Below are 17,822 nucleotides of genomic sequence, written 5' to 3'. Positions count from 1 at the left end.
GGATGAAGAAACTGATTTATATTCTTGCAATTCTATTTTCGGCTCAGGGCTATGCTCAATCGAGTGGGCAAATCGGACACTTCGATTTGGTGCCTCAACGAATTTATGCCAATCCTGCTTTTCAGCCAAAGGCCAAGTTTAACATTGCTTTTCCCGCTTTGGGTAACGTATATGTGCAACATGGAAACAACTGGATTCAACCGCAGAACTTCGTTGAAGGTGATAATTCGGTTCTCTCACCTGAGTCGATTCTAGCTGCGATTGATGACGAAGCTACCACATCATTTACAGCCGGGGTTGAACTTTTTCATGCTGGTTTGCGATTTGGAAAACACTACGTTCACATCAGAGCCGCCGAGAGAGTGCAAACGAGATTAAATCTGCCGGTAGATATTTTCAACCTGGCAGTATACGGAAACGTTGGGTCTTACCAATTTGAAGACAACACGGCAAATTTTTCAAACCTCGCTTTTGACGCCATTCATTTCAGAGAATATGCTGCAGGGTTCAACACTCAGATTACCGATAAAATAAATGTGGGTGTAACTGCAAAATACCTTTATGGCATGGAGGTGATCCAAACGGAGAAATCATCATTGAAGCTGCGTACTGACCCGAATACCTATGAGCTTACAACATCGGGTCAATTTCAGGTCAATACATCGGGTATCAATTCCTTGGTTTCTGATAATGGTGAAACGCCAACGGTTGAGGAGTATCTCTTGAAGAAAAATAACACAGGTTTTGCCTTTGACTTAGGTGGAACCTACGAAGTCATTGATGGGTTGCAATTGCAAATATCAGCTCATGATATTGGGTTTATTCGTTGGAAAGACGATATCGCCAATTACCAAACTAATGATGCAAGTTTTGCTTTTGACGGTGTTGATCTAACTGAATTTCTTTTTCAGGAAGATGCTGACTTTTCCGACGAATTTCAAAACGAGGCAGACAGCCTCTTAAACGAACTGGAAGAAACATTTGGTTTTGATAAAACAGAAGGGGATTTTAAGACAGGCCTCAACGGATTTATGCGTTATGGCGCGGCTTACACTGTTTTTGAAAATGAGAAGTTTACCGGAACAGGATGGTGCAATGTTACTCACGGCATTGGCGAAAGCCTGATCGATTTTCAAGCCTCCTTGGGATATAATCAAACCCTTTGGAATTCAATTCAAGCAGGAGTTCATATGACCAAATCAGGTGATTTACCTTTCACCTTGGGCGGTGGATTATCTCTAAATGCAGGATTCTTTCAAGTCTACGCTATGGTAGAAAACTTTAACGTAGCACCTCTTGCCGAGGTCACAATCATTAGCGAAGACAATCCGTCAGATCGGTCGACCGTCATACTCCCTGCTTCTGCCGCAGATTTAAGAGTGCATTTTGGAATAAACTTCACCTTCAACAGGGATTTTGAATCCAATCAAGGAAGCGGACGCGCAATGATGAGGCGCTAAGCGTATATCGACGTTTCCCTCTCGCCAGTGGACTTAATAAATCCTCTGTACATCCCGTCCGTATTGAAAGGCATCACGACGTTTCCTTCTGCATCTACACCTATCATACCTCCGTCGCCGCCCATTTTCGGGATAATTTTATTAATGACTTCTCCTGCGGCTTCCTCCAATGATTTATTGCCATATTTCATCATGGCGGCCACATCGTAAGCGGCCACTGCTCTGATGTAGTACTCGCCCCAGCCGGTAGATGAAATGGCACACACACCATTTTCAGCATAGGTTCCCGAACCTATGATAGACGTGTCACCGACCCGCATATAGCGCTTATTGGTAATTCCACCGGTAGAAGTTGCCGCAGCCAAGTTGCCTTTTTGATCTCTGGCAACCGCTCCGACGGTTCCGAATTTTTTCAATTCGTGATCAGAGTGATCGAGCAATGTTTGATGTGTGTTGCGGATTCTCTGCAGTTGTCCGAAGCGGTAATCGGTCGAGAAATAGTCTTTCGTTTCAATATCCAGTTTTCTCAGTTCTGCAAACTTTTCGGCACCATCGCCAATCAAGAAAACGTGCTCGCAGTGATGCAGTATTTCTTTGCAGAGTCGTATGGGGTTTTTCACGCGCCTTACTCCGGCAACTGCTCCCGCATTTCTATCAGATCCATCCATAATGGAAGCATCCATTTCATGGTCGCCTTCATGGGTAAAAACGGATCCTTTACCTGCATTAAAAAGTTCAGAGTCTTCCATCACCATCACGGCAGCTTCGACTGCATTCAGTGCCGAACCTCCTTTGGCGAGAATTTTTTCACCGGCCTTCAGCGAGTTCTTCAATGCTCTGTGGTATTGTTTTTCTTTTTTTTCGGTCATCGCCGATTTGAGAATCGTTCCTGCTCCTCCGTGAATGGCTAGTGAAAAGTTTTTCATAGGCTAAAAAATGAGCGCGGCCTGAATAGCCGCGCCCAATTTAGATGTTTGGTTTAGTTAAGAACAGTCCTTACGACGGAAGTGTTTTCACCAGCGCGCAGCCTCAAGAAGTAAATGCCTTGAGCTAAGCCGTTTCGATCAATACTAATCAAATTCGGACCTGCAGGTAAAATGCGGTTTGAGATCACTGTGTGAATCTTGCCGCTAATATTCATCACTTCAATTGAAATCGTTTCGGATGTGTTTAACGAAACTGACAAATTGATGGAAGCACCTTGGGCAACAGGATTGGGTTGAACTCTGACATATTCGAAAGTCTCGTTTTTGCTAACGCTCAAAGTCGTTTCATCATTCACTTCGATATTGTCAATGGCCAATTCATTTCCACCGTTTCCGGGGCCACTACCACCACCGGGAACGAAAGGTTGAGTATTGTTTCTGAAAGCCACATAAATGGTTTCATTGGCATAGCCAAGTGCACCGAGATCAAGCGTTCGGTGTATGGGGAAGTCTACTTCTCCCGTATCGCCCATGGTGAATTCTGGCGCCAATAAGCCGAGGTCATCAAGCTCGGGACTGCTGCTGATAAAAACCTGATAGCGATCTCTAAAAAGGCCGCTTGAAGTGATGGCCATGGCGTCCCATTCCAAAATGGCTCCTTCGCCTATGGCAATGCCAGGAGTCACGAGCCAATCATCGCTAGGCCCTTCATCATTTGCATACCAAGAGACGGAAAATGCGCTCAAGCCAAATTCCCAGCCTTGAGAAGTGATGTTTCGTATCGTCCAAGCACTATCGGCCATAGTATCCAAATCGGGATCGTCAGGTGTTAAGCCATCCAAATTGTAGAGCGTATATCCTTCAAGGCTATTGCCTTCGAAGTCGTCAAAATAAAGTTGAGCTTGCATTGTGCCAAACCCAAGAATCGCCAAGGCGAGTAGGTAAACTTTGTTCATAGTAATAGTATTAAGTGAGTAAAAGAAATAGATAGAAATGGTGGGGGACTCCCAAAAAGAGATGTGTACTAGCAGTCGAAGATCGGCTGCAAATTAAGCCTGTGAAGAGGCTTAAACGGAAGGTGTTTTATAAAGTACATCGAGGTCAAATATAAAAAAACGGAATTGAAGATCGCAAGTAAATTGTCTGCATGAATGTAAAACGAGATTAAAAAAATCCTTGCGAGAACGGATGAAAAAAATTAATATTGAGCAGTCTTTGGCTTCAAAAAATGAAATTAAGATCAACATACAGACTTACTCATAAGCCGATTGCTCTCCGCAATTTGCAGCCGATCTTTGATTGTTAGAGTGCCGATTTCTTTGGTATTTCTCTTCTAACAATTAACACTCAATTCTTTTATCATGAAATTAATTAACGCCTTCGTCGCGTTGCTGAGCCTTTCGGTTTTCTCATTTTCCGGATTTGCTCAGGAGTCAGTTACCGGAACGGTTACTGACGCCCAAACGGGGGAAGCCTTGCCGGGAGTTTCGGTTGTGTTAAAGGGCACAACAAACGGAGTTCCCACCAACCTTGACGGTGAGTTCACTTTAAAACTATCACAAGAAGAAATTGAAAATGACACGTTGGAATTTCGATTCCTTGGCTATAAAGTTCTTGTGAGACCTATCGGCGGACGGACGGTTATCGATGCATTCCTTAAACCTGATCAAGAATTACTTGATGAGGTCGTAATTACTGCCATCGGTATCGAAAAAGACAAACGCAAATTGGGCTACTCGGTAACAGAAGTCCAAGGTGACGAAATAATTAAGTCACGTGAAACCAATATTGTCAATGCACTGAACTCAAAGGTGGCGGGTGTTCAAGTTACATCTACTTCGGGTAGTCCGGGGGCTTCCTCGGTAGTTCGTATCAGGGGAAATACTTCCATCAATGGGAACAACGAGCCACTTTATGTTATCGACGGAATTCCCATAGACAATAGCTACCGCGGTTCGAATTTTACGGATCAGGCCAATCGGGCTATCGACATTGATCCCAACGATATCGAGAGCATGACCGTGCTGAAAGGTGGAGCTGCCTCCGTACTCTACGGTTTACGTGCCTCCAATGGGGCTATCATCATCAACACCAAGCAAGGAAAAAAGGGCAAAACGAAAGTGACGTTTAGCTCTACGACGACTTTTGACGTAGTCAATAAACTGCCTGAAAAGCAGAGCATTTTCGCACAGGGGGATAACGGGCAATTCGTTCGTGGCTCCAATTTTTCTTGGGGACCTAGGATTGATACCATGTTCAATTCATCGATCGATGATGAATTCTTAGTGCCGGCCTCCGATCCCACTGCAACTACAGGCGCTCGGAGTTTTGACAATTCTGAGAACTTTTTTCAAACGGGTGTCACTCTAAACAATAGTCTTAGCATAACGGGAGGTAATGACCAGTCATCCTTCTACCTTGGACTGGCAGACTTGCGTCAAACGGGAATTATTCCGCTGACGGAATTTAACCGAACCAGCATTCGCTTGACGGGTAGTACTCAAGTAAGTGAAAAATTGAGAGTGCGCGCCAGTGCCAATTATATCACCAGTAAGGCAGATCGCGCCCAAAAAGGGAGCAATCTATCGGGTGTAATGCTTGGTCTTATGCGCACACCGCCTTCTTACGATCTGACAAATGGTAGCAGCAACCCCGTAAATGATGAATCGGCATGGTCAGAGCCCGACGGCACTCAACGCACTTACCACGGAGCTTACGATAATCCGTATTGGTCCGTTAATAAGAATAGAAATGAAGAATCACTTAATCGATTGATCGGATTTGTTGAGGCCAGCTGGCAACCCTTCGAATGGATGAATGTGATGAACCGAACGGGAGTGGACACCTATTCCGAGCAACGCAAGAGCTATTGGGACCGCCAGTCGAATGAGTTTACGGATTTGGGAGGAGCAATCTTCGATGAAACTTTTAACCAGCGAAATATTACCAACGATTTGATCGTGACAATTGACCACGAAATTGCCTCCGATTTCAATGCTCAATACATCATTGGACACAGCTTTCAGGATTTTAATTCGACTTCCTACGTTGTCGACGGATTTGACTTTGTGGTAGATGATTTCTACGATATGTCCAATATCGCTTCTATCAATGTTACGGCGGACGATTTTCTCGATAGGAAAAGAATCATCGGATTGTTCGGAGATTTTTCTTTCGACTACAAGCGAACTTACTACTTGACTTTAACAGGTAGAAACGACTGGTCAAGTACGCTTCCCGCCGACAACAATTCGTTTTTCTACCCTTCGGTAAGTCTTGGGTTTGTACCTACTGAAATGTTGTACTTGGGCGTGTTGGAATATGTAAAGCTCAGAGGTAGTTATGCAGTGACTGGAAACGATGCTTTTGCTTCCTACCTCACCAGTAATTTTTTCGTGAGCGGAGGCTCGACTCAAGGTCAACTGTCATACTTCCCTGCTTCTGTTATCGGTAACAATGAGCTGAGTCCTGAGTTTACCCGATCATTCGAAATTGGTACGGATGTACGAACCAGAAACAACAGAGTAGGTTTGGATCTTACCTATTACCACACTTCTTCAGTCGATCAAATCGTGCAAATACCGATTGCTAATTCTACAGGATATTCTTCTGTGATTACGAATATTGGGGAAATCGAAAATCAAGGAATTGAGGCTTTGGTAAATGTGAATGTGGTTGAGCGAGAAGTTTCTAAGCCCAACAAGGTTTGGTGGAACACCTCACTTAATTTCACCCGAAACAGAAGTGAGGTCATTGAACTCACCGATGGTCTTGATAATATTGCCTTGCCGAGCAACGGATTAGCGAGTACGCAAAGTAGGGTCGTGGTTGGAGAGCAATACGGTGTTCTCTTTGGATTTGTATGGGAAAGAGATGATGCCGGAAATATTTTGGTGAATGAAAATGGACTTCCCATAAGGAGTGCCGAAGCTGACATTATCGGGGACCCAAATCCCGGTTTTACCATTGGCTGGCGAAACAATATCGGTTGGCGAAATTGGGAATTAACTTTCTTGTTGGATATCCGAAAAGGTGGTGATATCTACAATGGAACTCGTGCCGTCATGACATCACTCGGAACACATGAAGATACCGAAGACCGCAATGAAGAAATTATCTTCGAAGGAGTATTTGCCAGTGGTGAGAATGCAGGGCAGGCAAACGACGTCTCTGTAAGGAAAGAGGATCTCTACCGAAGCTATGGTTTGGTAAATGTATCTGAAGAGTTTGTTGAGGAAGTCAATTGGGTCAGAATGAGAGACGTCTCTTTGACTTACAATTTTTCTCCTGCCTTCTTGGATAAGATTGGAATTGAAAGAGCATCGCTCAGCCTTACAGCTCGAAACCTTTTCTTAATTACCAATTATACCGGGATTGATCCCGAAACCTCGCTCGGTGGCGGATCAAACGCCTTTGGCCGAGACTATTTCAATAACCCGAACACCAGAAGCTACGGGTTCAACCTAACTGTAACGTTATAGACATGAAAAGATTTATCTACCTATTCGCCGTTTTCTTCGTTGCCGTTTCGTGCAATTTGGAAGAAATCAATGAGAATCCCAATGTTCCGACAGATGTTCCCCTTAGCACACTATTACCGCCTACGCAAAAAGCGCTAGCGGATGTGCAAGGTGGGCAGCTCTTTCGGATTAACAATATATTCTCGCAACACATGGAGGGAATTAGTGGTCGCCCTTTAGATTTTGAACTTTACAATCCCGATGAGCTGTTTGTAGGAAATGCATGGAGTGATATACACCTAGGAGCCATTGTCAACTTAAAGATCATCCAAGATAAGGCCATTGAAGAAGGCTCTCCGCACTACGCTGGTGTTGCAAAGATTTTACAGGCGCAGGCTTTTGGCCTTCTTACTGATACTTGGGGTGATGTCCCGTATTTCGAATCAGCACTCGGGCCTGATGAAATTAACCCTGAGTATGATTCCCAAGAAGTGATTTATGACCAAATCCAAAATCTCTTGGATGAAGCCATCGACCACCTTGAGGAGGAAGAGAGCATCTTTACACCTGGTCCCGATGATATCATTTACAACGGAAACCTTGCCAATTGGATTACCGCGGCAAATTTGCTCAAAGCTCGGTACCTCATGCACACCACCAAGCAAGACCCGACAGTAGCCGGAGAAGTATTAACTTACTTATCTCAGGCATTTACGTCGACTGCTCAGGACTTCGAGTATCCCTATCTGGGAACTGGTGAGGATATTAATCCGGTGAATGGGTTTTTTGAATCAAATGAGACCATGATTATCGACCAAGATTATATTGATTTGATGGAATCGTTGAGTGACCCTAGACTAGACTTTGCTTTTGAAATACTACCCTTTACAGGTGGACAACGAAAGCCGGGCGAGTATTTTGCATCGCCGGAATCACCCGTTGAGCTGGCAGGTTATTTAGAGCAACTTTTCCTCTTGGCAGAAGCTCGCCTCAGAAACTCAGATACACCTGGCGCTCAGTCTGCGCTGCAAGAAGCAGTGGCACTATCGATAAATGAAATTTCTTTTGGTGAGGTTCCTCAGGACCAAATTGATACTTACCTCGAGGATAATGCGAATCTCTCGGGATCTTTTGAAGAAGATTTAGAGATCATTATCCGAGAAAAGTACATTGCTCTTTTCACTACCCCAGAACCTTGGACCGATTTTCGCCGCACTGGATATCCGGAATTGCAGCCAAATGAGAATGGAGCTTCCGCGGCGAATCCAAACGGAGAAATTCCCCGTCGACTTATTTACCCGCAGAGCGAGCGACTAAGAAATCAAAGTTTTCCTTCAGTGAATCCAACTATGCAAGACCGATTTTGGTGGGACGAATGAGAGCACTAGGAATCATAGCGATCGTCCTTTTGCTGTTTTCCTGCCAAGGAGAAAACACAGTAGAGCCTATTCCTAAAGAAAATGTGAGTGCTGGCCCCAAAGGCAAGTTATTCATCATCGGTGGTGGCTCCAGGCCAATGGAAATGATGGAGGAACTGGTGAATATGTCGGTATCAGACAATGGATACATTCTCGTGATGTCGCAGTCGAGCATTGAGCCCGACACATCGTTTTACTACGTCGCACTTCAACTTAAGGAGTTCACAGATCAACCGGTGATACACGTTGATTCTGTCTTAATACAAAGCTTTTCTTTGGATAGCATTGCAAATGCCGACCTGATCTATTTGACGGGTGGAGATCAGAATCGCTTCAAGCGGAATGTTCCTGAAAGTGCAAAAGAAGCCATCAGGGCAGCTTACCGGCAAGGAGCGACCGTTGCGGGGACTTCTGCAGGAGCCGCATTAATGAGTAAAGTGATGATTACTGGCGATCAACAGAATGAGCCCGAATATGAGTCGACCTACCGCAGATTGGAATATGGCAATGCCATTACCTCTGAGGGCTTAGGACTGCTGGACAGCGTATTGGTCGATCAGCACTTCGTGGCACGGAGCCGCTACAACCGAATCCTTTCTGTTATGGCCGATTTGGACTACCCAACGGGAGCTGGTATTGAAGAGTCCACGGCTTTAGTGGTATTGCCGAAAGGCGCTACCGTAGTGGGAAAAGGGCAGGTGCTGGTTTTCTCAAGACCTGCCGAGTACACCGAGAAAAATGATAAAATTGGTTTTAAAGACATGAATTTTAACGCGTATCTTCAAGGTGATACGTTTCAATTAAAATAGGAGATATGAAAAAAGGAATACTAAGTGTTCTGGCTCTTGGAGCCACATTATTTTCAACAGGTCAGACTTACCTGAGCGAACGACTCGGTAGCGATACCGATCTCAATGTTGAACCAAGCTTTGGCCTTTGCCTTATGGGTGGAGCGGGAGAAAATGACCAAGCAATGACTTGGTTTTTAGAGAAGGCAAATGGTGGTGACGTTTTGGTAATTCGCGCCGATGGAATCGGTGGGTACAATGATTACTTGTTCTCTGAACTAGGCGTGACCCTGAATTCGGTTGAGACAATTTCCTTTGAATCTGCCGAGGCGGCCACCGATCCCTACGTTTTGCAAAGACTAGGAGAGGCCGAAGCCATTTGGATGGCAGGGGGAAACCAAGGGACGTATACCAACTACTGGAAGGATACCGAGGTAATGGATGCCCTGAACGATCTCATCAATGTTCGTGGTGGAGCCCTTGGGGGTATTTCTGCGGGAATGGCCATCTTAGCGGAGGCGTACTTTCCGGCCACCTTAGGTTCATTGACATCGGAGGAGGTTTTGGAAGACCCTCTGGACAATAGCGTTTTGATCGGCTACAACGATTTTATCGATGCCCCTTTCTTGGAAAACACCATTACCGAAACCCACTTTAACGATCCAGATAGGATTCGGTATGGCCGCGTAATGGGCTTTATGGCTCGGCTGAAAAACGATCAATCTTTCAGGCCAAAAGCTATCGCCTCGAACGAGTATTGTGCCGTGACTATCAACGATGAAGGAATCGCCAGAGCGTGGGGTGAGTTTCCCGAATTTGATGATGATTACCTCTATTTCCTTCAGGAAAATTTGGGCAATCAAGCGGGACCTGAAGTGATGGAACAAGATGTGCCATTGACTTGGATTAGAAATGAGCAAGCGGTTAAAGTTTACAAAGTTCCGGGAACTGTAACGGGCGGAAACTTCTTTGATCTAAACACCTGGGAAACGGGAGAAGGCGGCACTTGGGAAGACTGGTGGGTAGACAATGGCGAGTTGTTTATGGCTTCGGGAGATCCATTGTCTTTGGCCGAAAGAGATGGCGAGGATATTTCAATTTTCCCCAATCCGACGTCTGATTTTCTAAATCTACCTCTGGAATTGACTGTTCGAGATCGCTATGAAATTTTTGATTCTAAAGGTCAGATTGCAAAGAGTGGAATTGTTAATAATGGTTCAAGAATCGAAGTTGCCAATTTAACTGAAGGGTTTTATGTAATCCGAGTGACCAACATAGATAGAGTCTTAACTTCACGCTTCCTTAAAATTCAGTAGATCTTGCTAAAAAAATCCCCTGATGCGCTGGTGATCATTTCACTGGTCTTGATTCTCTTCACCATTCTCACTTGGATCATACCGGCTGGAGAATACGCGCGTGAAGTTGTAGATGGTCGAACTGTGGTAATGGCTGGCACATACGAAACCGTAGAGGCCAGTCCGCAAAATTGGGCTGATCTACTTGTGGCACCCATAAAAGGATTTGTAGGAGCTGCGCACATTATCGCTTTCGTGATTTTGGTCGGAGGCGCTTTTTCTATCCTCACCGCCACGGGGGCGCTGGATGCTGGACTTGGATCTGTGCTGAAATACGCCGAGCGCAATCCTGCTTCCAAGCATTTTGTAGTCCCAGTCCTGATGGTGATTTTTTCTCTGGCGGGCTGCACTTTCGGAATGTCGGAGGAGAATCTTGTTTTTATCCTCATTACCATTCCCCTTGCCAGGAGCATGGGCTATGACAATCTCGTTGGAGTGGCCATTCCGTTTTTAGGATCGGCGGCAGGGTTTGCAGGGGCGGCTATCAACCCTTTTACTGTGGGAATAGCACAGGGAATCGCCGAGTTACCTATCGGTAGCGGTGCGGGTTATCGCTGGGCAGTATGGGCTGCATTCACTATCATCGCCATTGTTTTTGTGATGCTTTACATTAGAAAATTGGAAAAGCATCCCGATAAAAAGTTAGTCACTGACGACGATCAAAATAACTACCAAACCCAGAAACCACCACTTTTAGACGGTCCGCGAAAATTGGTCTTGATTCTATTTGTGCTGGCAATTGTTTTGTTGATGGTCGGAGCCAATGAATTTGGTTGGTACATCGATGAGATATCAGCTTTGTTTATCGCATTGGGATTGCTTTCGGCGGTTGTCACACGGATGGGTGTGACAAAAACCGTAAGCGCTTTTACTGACGGTGCTAAGGATATGCTCACGGCAGCAATAATAATTGGTGTTTCGCGGGCTGTTTTGGTAGTGGCCGAAGACGGAAAAATCATTGACACAGTGCTTTATGCCATGGCAAACGGGGTGAAAGATTTACCCGATACGATTAGTGTTCAAATGATGTTTTTCGTCCAGGGAGCTCTGAATATTTTCATTCCGTCGGGATCTGGTCAAGCCGCCATCACCATGCCGATTATGACACCATTAGCTGATATACTCGGCATTGCGAGACAATCAGCAGTGCTCGCGTTCCAATTTGGGGATGGGCTCCTGAACGTGGTTATTCCTACAAGTGGAGTTACCATGGGCATTCTTTCGATAGCCAAAATCCCCTACAACGTCTGGATCAAGTGGGTATGGAAACTCATTTTGGTGTTCACCATTTTCTCGATGCTCTTTTTGGCCCTACCGCAGTACTTAGATGTTTGGCCTTAATTAAGGGCAAGCTTCATGTCATCGGACTTGATGATTTTTCGGCACTGCTCTTTGAATGCAGGGAAATCTTCAGGTGGAACCTGATCTTGCAATAGCTTAAACTTACGCGTTACCACAACATCCTTTCCATCCATTTTAGCGCTCAGCTCATACTTGATGTAGTCCGATTCCAAAATTTGTTTCTCCGGAAGTTGTGTCGTTTTTCCTTCAGGTAATTTTATTCTTATTACCTCTTCATAATCTTCGAATGAGAAGGCCGACCAGAGTTCTACAGCGCTTTGTCTATCGTCAGAAGACATAAAATTAAGACTGGTAATCATGTCTGTAAGCGGAACCGACATGATATCCATACCACTGATGGAAGTGAGGGCTGAAGGGATTTTAAAGTCATAGTGGTAGCGAACGGAATCACTCAAGTCGTCAATTCCTGAAATGAACTCCAAAGTCGAGAATTCAATCTCTGCGAAATCCGTGGAAACTGCCTCGCGCATTTCTTTAATTCGAGCTTCTTCACCCAGGTTTTCATAGGTATTTCTCATCCTTGATGCAGCAGTACCGGCCTTCAAGTTTTCTCTGCTCACCACTAGATTGTCATCCTCAAACGTCACGATCGCCTTTCGCGTTACGCTGTTTTTAAGTCTGTTTGGATCAGTTAGATAACCCGCAGCTGTTGGTTGACCTTCTTTTTTGGTGATGTCGAGGATGAACGCATTGTTCACCGAAGGATACAATGCTCCAAAAGGCAAATTATCATCGGTCAGTTCGAGGTAGTAATCTTCCCCATCCAGATTTGCTTTGGCTATGCAATGATTGAATTCAATTCCGGGAAGGACGATCTCGTTGAATCCGTTGTTTTTGGAGTTAACCAAAACCAAATGGGCATTAACTCCTACGGCCTTGCACATTGAAACGAAGAGTGTAGAGACATCTTTGCAATCACCCTGTTTCCTGCTGATTACGTCATTTGCTTTTTGGGGAACCAAGCCCGACTGGATGAAGGAAACCGAGCTGTATCGGATTTGCTCGACGATGTAGTCATAGATCAGTTTGGCCTTTTCTTTTTCGCTTTGTGGATCTTCGTCGGCAAAAATTTCTGCGACTGTTTCTTCAACTTCGTAATTGATTTTGGCTTTTGTTTTAGAAAGATCTGCATACCAATCTACCACGTACTCCCAGTTATCGATACTCGAAATGTGCAATACTTTCGCCACATCTACCAAAGAGGGCATGTTCGGTTCGTAGTCTACTTTTTCGATATCAGTTAGCTCCCATACATAGAGCTTGGTGTTGTCTCCCAAGTCTTTTACCGTGGGCTCGAGCTCAAAGTTTTCCGTTTTGTAATTAAAGTCTTTGTCTCCTTCTATCAGCAGATTGTATTGTGCTTTTTGGGTTGGCCCCCAGTAAGACAAGTAGAATTTATCCCAAAATTGATTCGCTAGTTTACCGGAGTAGTAATTCTGCAATCGGTAGGTAATGTGAATCGCATCTCCTGGCTCAAGATTGTCAAATACGATATCAGCACCATTTTGCTGTGCCTCTATTTTTTGCCCGTTTGACTTCAAAACCTCTGCTTTTTCAACTCGGCCATTTTGATTGCCGTATACAGGTATCGTGAAGTTTTGCCATGACTCAACGCCCTCTGTATCGAAAGCTTTTGCCACGAGAATGCGCTTAAATTCATTCGCTCCGTTCAGGTAAATCACATTCTGGATTTCATCCAAAAGGATCATTGAATTGTCCTCGGGGTTTTCTTCTGCTGAGGGAGAATTCTCATAGATTTCGTAGACATCGGGTTTTTCAAATTCCATGAATATATCCTCTTCTCCTTTTGCAAGGCGAATGGCCGAGTGAGTATCATAATCATAAGGGTCGAAAGAAATGGCCTTTTCGTAAGCCTCGATGGCTTGACTTTTCTTGCCGGCATCAGAATAGATTTCTCCTAGTCTAACATAATACGCGCCTACGTACGGGCATATTTTAATGCACTCACGGGTAATGCGCTCGGCTGCTGTGTAATTTCTCAAATTGTACTGAACCAATGATTTGGTATTTAAGAAACCTACCGCGATAGGATTGTATTCAACCATTTTATCGAGAAGCTTCAGTCCATCTTGGACTTCACCCGCGTCGAACAAGAGTGATACCAGCTCATTTGCCGCCTCTTCGCTATAATTGTTTTTGAGGTACTTCTCCATTACCTTGATAGCACGGGCATTGTTGCTGTTCACCTTTGATTCGATCGCCGTCTTCATCAAGACGAATTCATAACTCTCCGGGTACTTCTGGTATCCGCGCTCTGCCAGATTAAGAATCTTTTCATTTTCATTACGACCCGCTGCAAGGGAGATTTTCTTGGAAAGAACGTCTACGGTTTCGCCTTCATCGTCTTCAATTTTCTTTAAAATCGCACTGCTCGTCTCAAAGTCTTCAATTTCTAATGCTTCATCGAATAGGATATTTCGGGAAAGGCCTCGGTCAGGAAAGTTTTGTTTTAACTCCTCCAAGCTTTTGCTCAGAGCTGTTCTGTTTTGATCTCTCATGTACAACTGCACCATTTGAAATAAGAGGTAGCTGCTGTTTGGAAATCTTTTGCGCGCTTCGAGAAGCACTTTCTTTGCTTCGTACTTTTTGTCATTGGACAGCAGGTGCTGAGCCAATATCAAGTAGTTTTCCAGGTGATCGGGGTTCTTTTCGATTTCACTTTTGAAAAAAGCCACCGACGGACTTTTAATCGTTTCAGAAGGGGAGTTCCCTTTGGGGTAAGCCGCGTATTTGGTGCTTACCGTGAGCCCTTCTATATTATCTCCTTCCTCATCGGTGATGCGAAGCAAGAAGTTGGATTGATCTATTTCGCTCGATCCTACTTGTACCAGAAGACGGTTGTTTCCTGACAGGAGTTTTCCTGTAAAGACATAGGTGTCCATTCCATTGTTGCGCTCTGCGGGCTCTTGAAATAATAATTCATCATTTAGCCAAAACTTGAGTGAACCCGATGTTCCTATTCTGAAGCAAACCTTTTGATCTGTTGGACTTTGCACAAAATTCTGAGCATATATAATTGAGTTTGAAGTGTAGAAGTGATATTCAAAATCTATCCATTTGTCGTATCGAGGGGAGTAGAGGTCAAACCACTTTACCTTGGCTCCTTGCTTATTGATAAATTCATATTCTGCTTCCGGGTGAGCCAAAACACCAAAATCTTTATCAAATCCACTTTCAGAGATATTCTGAAAATCTCCCACGAGATTCCACTTTTCGATGGCTCCGATTTGTTCAAAGTAATCCTTCGCCTTGTTCATTTTCGCGCTGGCGCGGTAGTGATAACCCAAGTGCTGAAGAGCTTTGGCTTTTAAAGTTCCTTTGGATCTTTCAACTATAGACTCCAAAAAGAGCACTTCATCGTCAGTTCTTTTTCCAGTGTCAAAAGACCAAAGTGCATCCAAATAATAATCAGAGTTCTCAGCTGTCTTATAAAATTGATCGTAGTGATAGAATAATGTCTCCTTTCCAAGAGCTGCATCCACCAAAGAAATTCCTAAGTGAGCGCTTGCTTCATCAGGTGTGTCAAGCAGTTCTTCAAATGCTTTACGAGATTCTTTGAGTTTATCCTGTTCGAAAAGATCCCAGGCTTTTGTTATACCTTCAGATTGAGCTTGAACGGAGCTTCCTGCGATTAAGACTGCCAGGAACAATAGTATTTTCTGCATAAAACATAGATTTGAAAGCTTGCAATATAACGATGCTTCAAAAAAGATAATTCTATTGGGAGTAGTTTATTTCGCGAAGATGTTGCTCCGGTTTTTCGGTTCCGGTTAAAACTTGCTTTAAATGAGTGTATTATGAATGGTGCGGGAGGCCGAAGAACCTCGTCTGATTTTCTTTCAAATATTGAACGAGAATGTTCTACACGACATGAAAAGAGATCTCCTTGAGGGGCTTATTTTATTCGAATTCCCATTAAACAGACATCATCTATCTGCTCGGTTTGACCTTTCCAGTTGGAGAAGAATTCACCCAATTGCTTCTTTTGATTCTCCATTTCTTCGTGGCTCAGTCCTCTTATGAACTCGAGGAGACTTTTTGCTTTGAGCTTCTTTTCTTTTGGCCCTCCGAACTGATCAGGGAAACCATCTGTAAAAGTGTAAATAGAGTCGTTTTCTTCAAGGGTTATGGTCGTAACGGTAAATCCATTATCGGTATTTTCGATAATGCCGTTCCCGATTGAAAGTCGATCTCCCTTTAATTCAATGATTTCTCCTTTGCGAACGATGTATATATTGTTTTTCGCTCCTGCAAAGCTGAGTTTTCTCGTTTCTTCATGATAGGCACAAAGCACCATGTCCATGCCGTCCTTAATGCTGAGGTCTCCTACGCGTTGTTCATTCAGAGAAGATACGATGACGTTATTTATGTAATTCAGAGCGTCTGCTGGATTGGCCAGGTCTGCTCTAAGTCGGCATTGCTCCAATGCTTGATAACCCAACATACTCATCATTGCTCCGGGTACACCGTGCCCTGTGCAATCTACAGCTGCAAAGAGTTTTAGTTTGGCTCCCAAATCCCAAGGAAAGGCCTCTGATGTTTCGCCCACCCAATAAAAGTCACCACTCACAATATCACGAGGCTTGAATAGAATAAAGTGATCTTGAAAAATGCGTTTTACCTTTTTTGCTGAAGGAAGCAATGACTTTTGGATTCGTTCGGCGTAGCGTATGCTATCCAGAATTTCATCCTTTTGTTGCTCTACCACTTGCTTTTGCTCACTTATTTCTTGGGTTCTGATCACCACCTCTTTTTCCAATTCTTCATTAGCTTTTGCCTTCATGAGGTTGATGGTCTCTAGTCTTTCATAGGACTCTTCTCTGAAAAGTTTGAACTTATCGACGATCGCAAAAGAGAGCAATATCACTTCTACTGCCGAACCGATTTGTAAACCATATGCTGTATAGAAATCGCTGTATAGGATCCCAAAATTATTCAGGATGAAAAAGAAAACGCTCCCCACCAATACGATGAAGGCAAATAGAAAGTATTTGGCCGGCCTGAATTTCTTTTTCACTACAGCCACGACTATTGGTACAATGGCGATGTTCAGTAACAGCGCGAGTACGTTAATCCCAAGTACTGAAAGCTTGAAGAAGAAAGGAGTATGAATCAGGGCTAGGAGTGAGTTTACTGCAACAAAACCACCCATGACATGGAATGCTTTATAGATTCTCGGAAAAAACTCCTTTAGATTCAAAAACGTCTGGGTGAATCGAATAAGGGCAAAAATGCTGATCGATGCGAAAAAAGGATTGGCAATATTGGCCAAGTAAGTTGATTCGGGCCATAAGTGCTCAAAGGCAAATCCACTCAGTGAAAGCTGCAGCATCAGCAAAGCGAAAATATAGATCACATAAAAAAGTGAACTTCTATCGTGTATGATTAAATAGAGGAATAAATTGAAGATGAGAACGAAAAGAATGATTCCGAAGTAAATTCCTCTGAGCAATCTATCGGTTCCATCCTGTTTGTCGAGTTTGGATTTTTCCCAGAGTTTCAACGGTACTTGCAATTGCTCTCCCTCTGATGAAACACGGAGCAACAACTCTTTTGATCTGTTGGCTTCAATGCTAATGGGAAACTGATAATTCCGATGGTCTATCGGTCGCTCCTTGAAAGTCAGTTCATCTCCTGTGCGGTATAGTGCCGAACTTTGCCCCCCTTCTACCTCATAGAGATTGCACTCGTTAAGTATGGGATTGTTCACCTCCAGGATTCGATCTATGGCGTGATCTTCAAAATTGAAGACCCTCAACCTAAGCCAGTGTTTAGAATCGCTGAAGCCAAAAGTGGGAATCCCGCTGACCTCCTTGAACAGGTCGTCATTGAGCACGGCGACATCAGAAGCAAAATTGAATTGGTCGGTAGCTTCCAAATGACCAATGATCAAAAGTTGGTCATTAATCGGCTTTATGAAATGCCTTTCAGGCTCTGTATTATCGGCCAGAATCAATATGGCAGAAAAGAGGCATAAGGAGAGGAGCGAAAGAAATATGGACTTCTTAAAGGGCATGCTTCTCCTGATACGC

The 17,822-nt window shown here is 44.1% G+C and carries 10 protein-coding genes; 6 read left to right on the top strand and 4 right to left on the bottom strand.

Going from position 1 to position 17,822, the window contains the following annotated elements:
* The first annotated feature begins 2 nt into the window (after positions 1-2).
* On the top strand, positions 3-1,460 hold the full coding sequence (locus O3Q51_08055; protein ID MCZ4408756.1) for a DUF5723 family protein: 1,458 nt from the start codon (positions 3-5) through the stop codon (positions 1,458-1,460).
* Here the strand turns inward: O3Q51_08055 and O3Q51_08050 are convergent.
* A complete protein-coding gene (locus O3Q51_08050; protein ID MCZ4408755.1) occupies positions 1,457-2,386 on the bottom strand; it encodes an isoaspartyl peptidase/L-asparaginase in 930 nt (309 codons plus the stop codon). The two genes, O3Q51_08055 and O3Q51_08050, sit on opposite strands and share 4 nt — an antisense overlap.
* Before the next feature lie 53 nt (positions 2,387-2,439).
* Positions 2,440-3,342, bottom strand: coding sequence for a choice-of-anchor J domain-containing protein (locus O3Q51_08045; protein MCZ4408754.1), 903 nt, complete (start codon positions 3,340-3,342; stop codon positions 2,440-2,442).
* Between the two features lie 405 nt (positions 3,343-3,747).
* Between O3Q51_08045 and O3Q51_08040 the strand changes: the two genes are divergently transcribed.
* The 5 genes from O3Q51_08040 to O3Q51_08020 are packed head-to-tail and all read left to right on the top strand — an operon-like array spanning position 3,748 to position 11,748.
* A complete protein-coding gene (locus O3Q51_08040) occupies positions 3,748-6,867 on the top strand; it encodes a SusC/RagA family TonB-linked outer membrane protein (GenBank protein ID MCZ4408753.1) in 3,120 nt (1,039 codons plus the stop codon).
* A 2-nt stretch (positions 6,868-6,869) separates the two neighbouring features.
* On the top strand, positions 6,870-8,225 hold the full coding sequence (locus O3Q51_08035; protein MCZ4408752.1) for a SusD/RagB family nutrient-binding outer membrane lipoprotein: 1,356 nt from the start codon (positions 6,870-6,872) through the stop codon (positions 8,223-8,225).
* On the top strand, positions 8,222-9,073 hold the full coding sequence (locus O3Q51_08030; protein ID MCZ4408751.1) for a cyanophycinase: 852 nt from the start codon (positions 8,222-8,224) through the stop codon (positions 9,071-9,073). Before O3Q51_08035 ends, O3Q51_08030 begins: the two co-directional genes overlap by 4 nt.
* Before the next feature lie 5 nt (positions 9,074-9,078).
* Positions 9,079-10,368, top strand: coding sequence for a T9SS type A sorting domain-containing protein (locus O3Q51_08025; protein MCZ4408750.1), 1,290 nt, complete (start codon positions 9,079-9,081; stop codon positions 10,366-10,368).
* 3 nt (positions 10,369-10,371) lie between these two features.
* Positions 10,372-11,748, top strand: a complete 1,377-nt coding sequence (locus O3Q51_08020; GenBank protein MCZ4408749.1) for a TIGR00366 family protein — start codon at positions 10,372-10,374, stop codon at positions 11,746-11,748.
* On the opposite strand, the gene O3Q51_08015 is transcribed toward O3Q51_08020, so the two are convergent.
* Both O3Q51_08015 and O3Q51_08010 read right to left on the bottom strand, forming a co-directional pair.
* On the bottom strand, positions 11,745-15,455 hold the full coding sequence (locus O3Q51_08015) for a DUF3857 domain-containing protein (GenBank protein MCZ4408748.1): 3,711 nt from the start codon (positions 15,453-15,455) through the stop codon (positions 11,745-11,747). The genes O3Q51_08020 and O3Q51_08015 overlap by 4 nt on opposite strands.
* 230 nt (positions 15,456-15,685) lie before the next feature.
* The gene (locus tag O3Q51_08010; protein ID MCZ4408747.1) at positions 15,686-17,806 is read right to left on the bottom strand and encodes a SpoIIE family protein phosphatase; all 2,121 of its coding nucleotides are present in this window, start codon (positions 17,804-17,806) and stop codon (positions 15,686-15,688) included.
* Positions 17,807-17,822 lie beyond the last annotated feature (16 nt).

Source organism: Cryomorphaceae bacterium 1068 (genome assembly GCA_027214385.1).
Lineage (GTDB): Bacteria > Bacteroidota > Bacteroidia > Flavobacteriales_D > Cryomorphaceae > JAKVAV01.
Note: the sequence above shows the minus strand (reverse complement) of the source record. Positions and strands in the feature narration are given on the sequence as shown.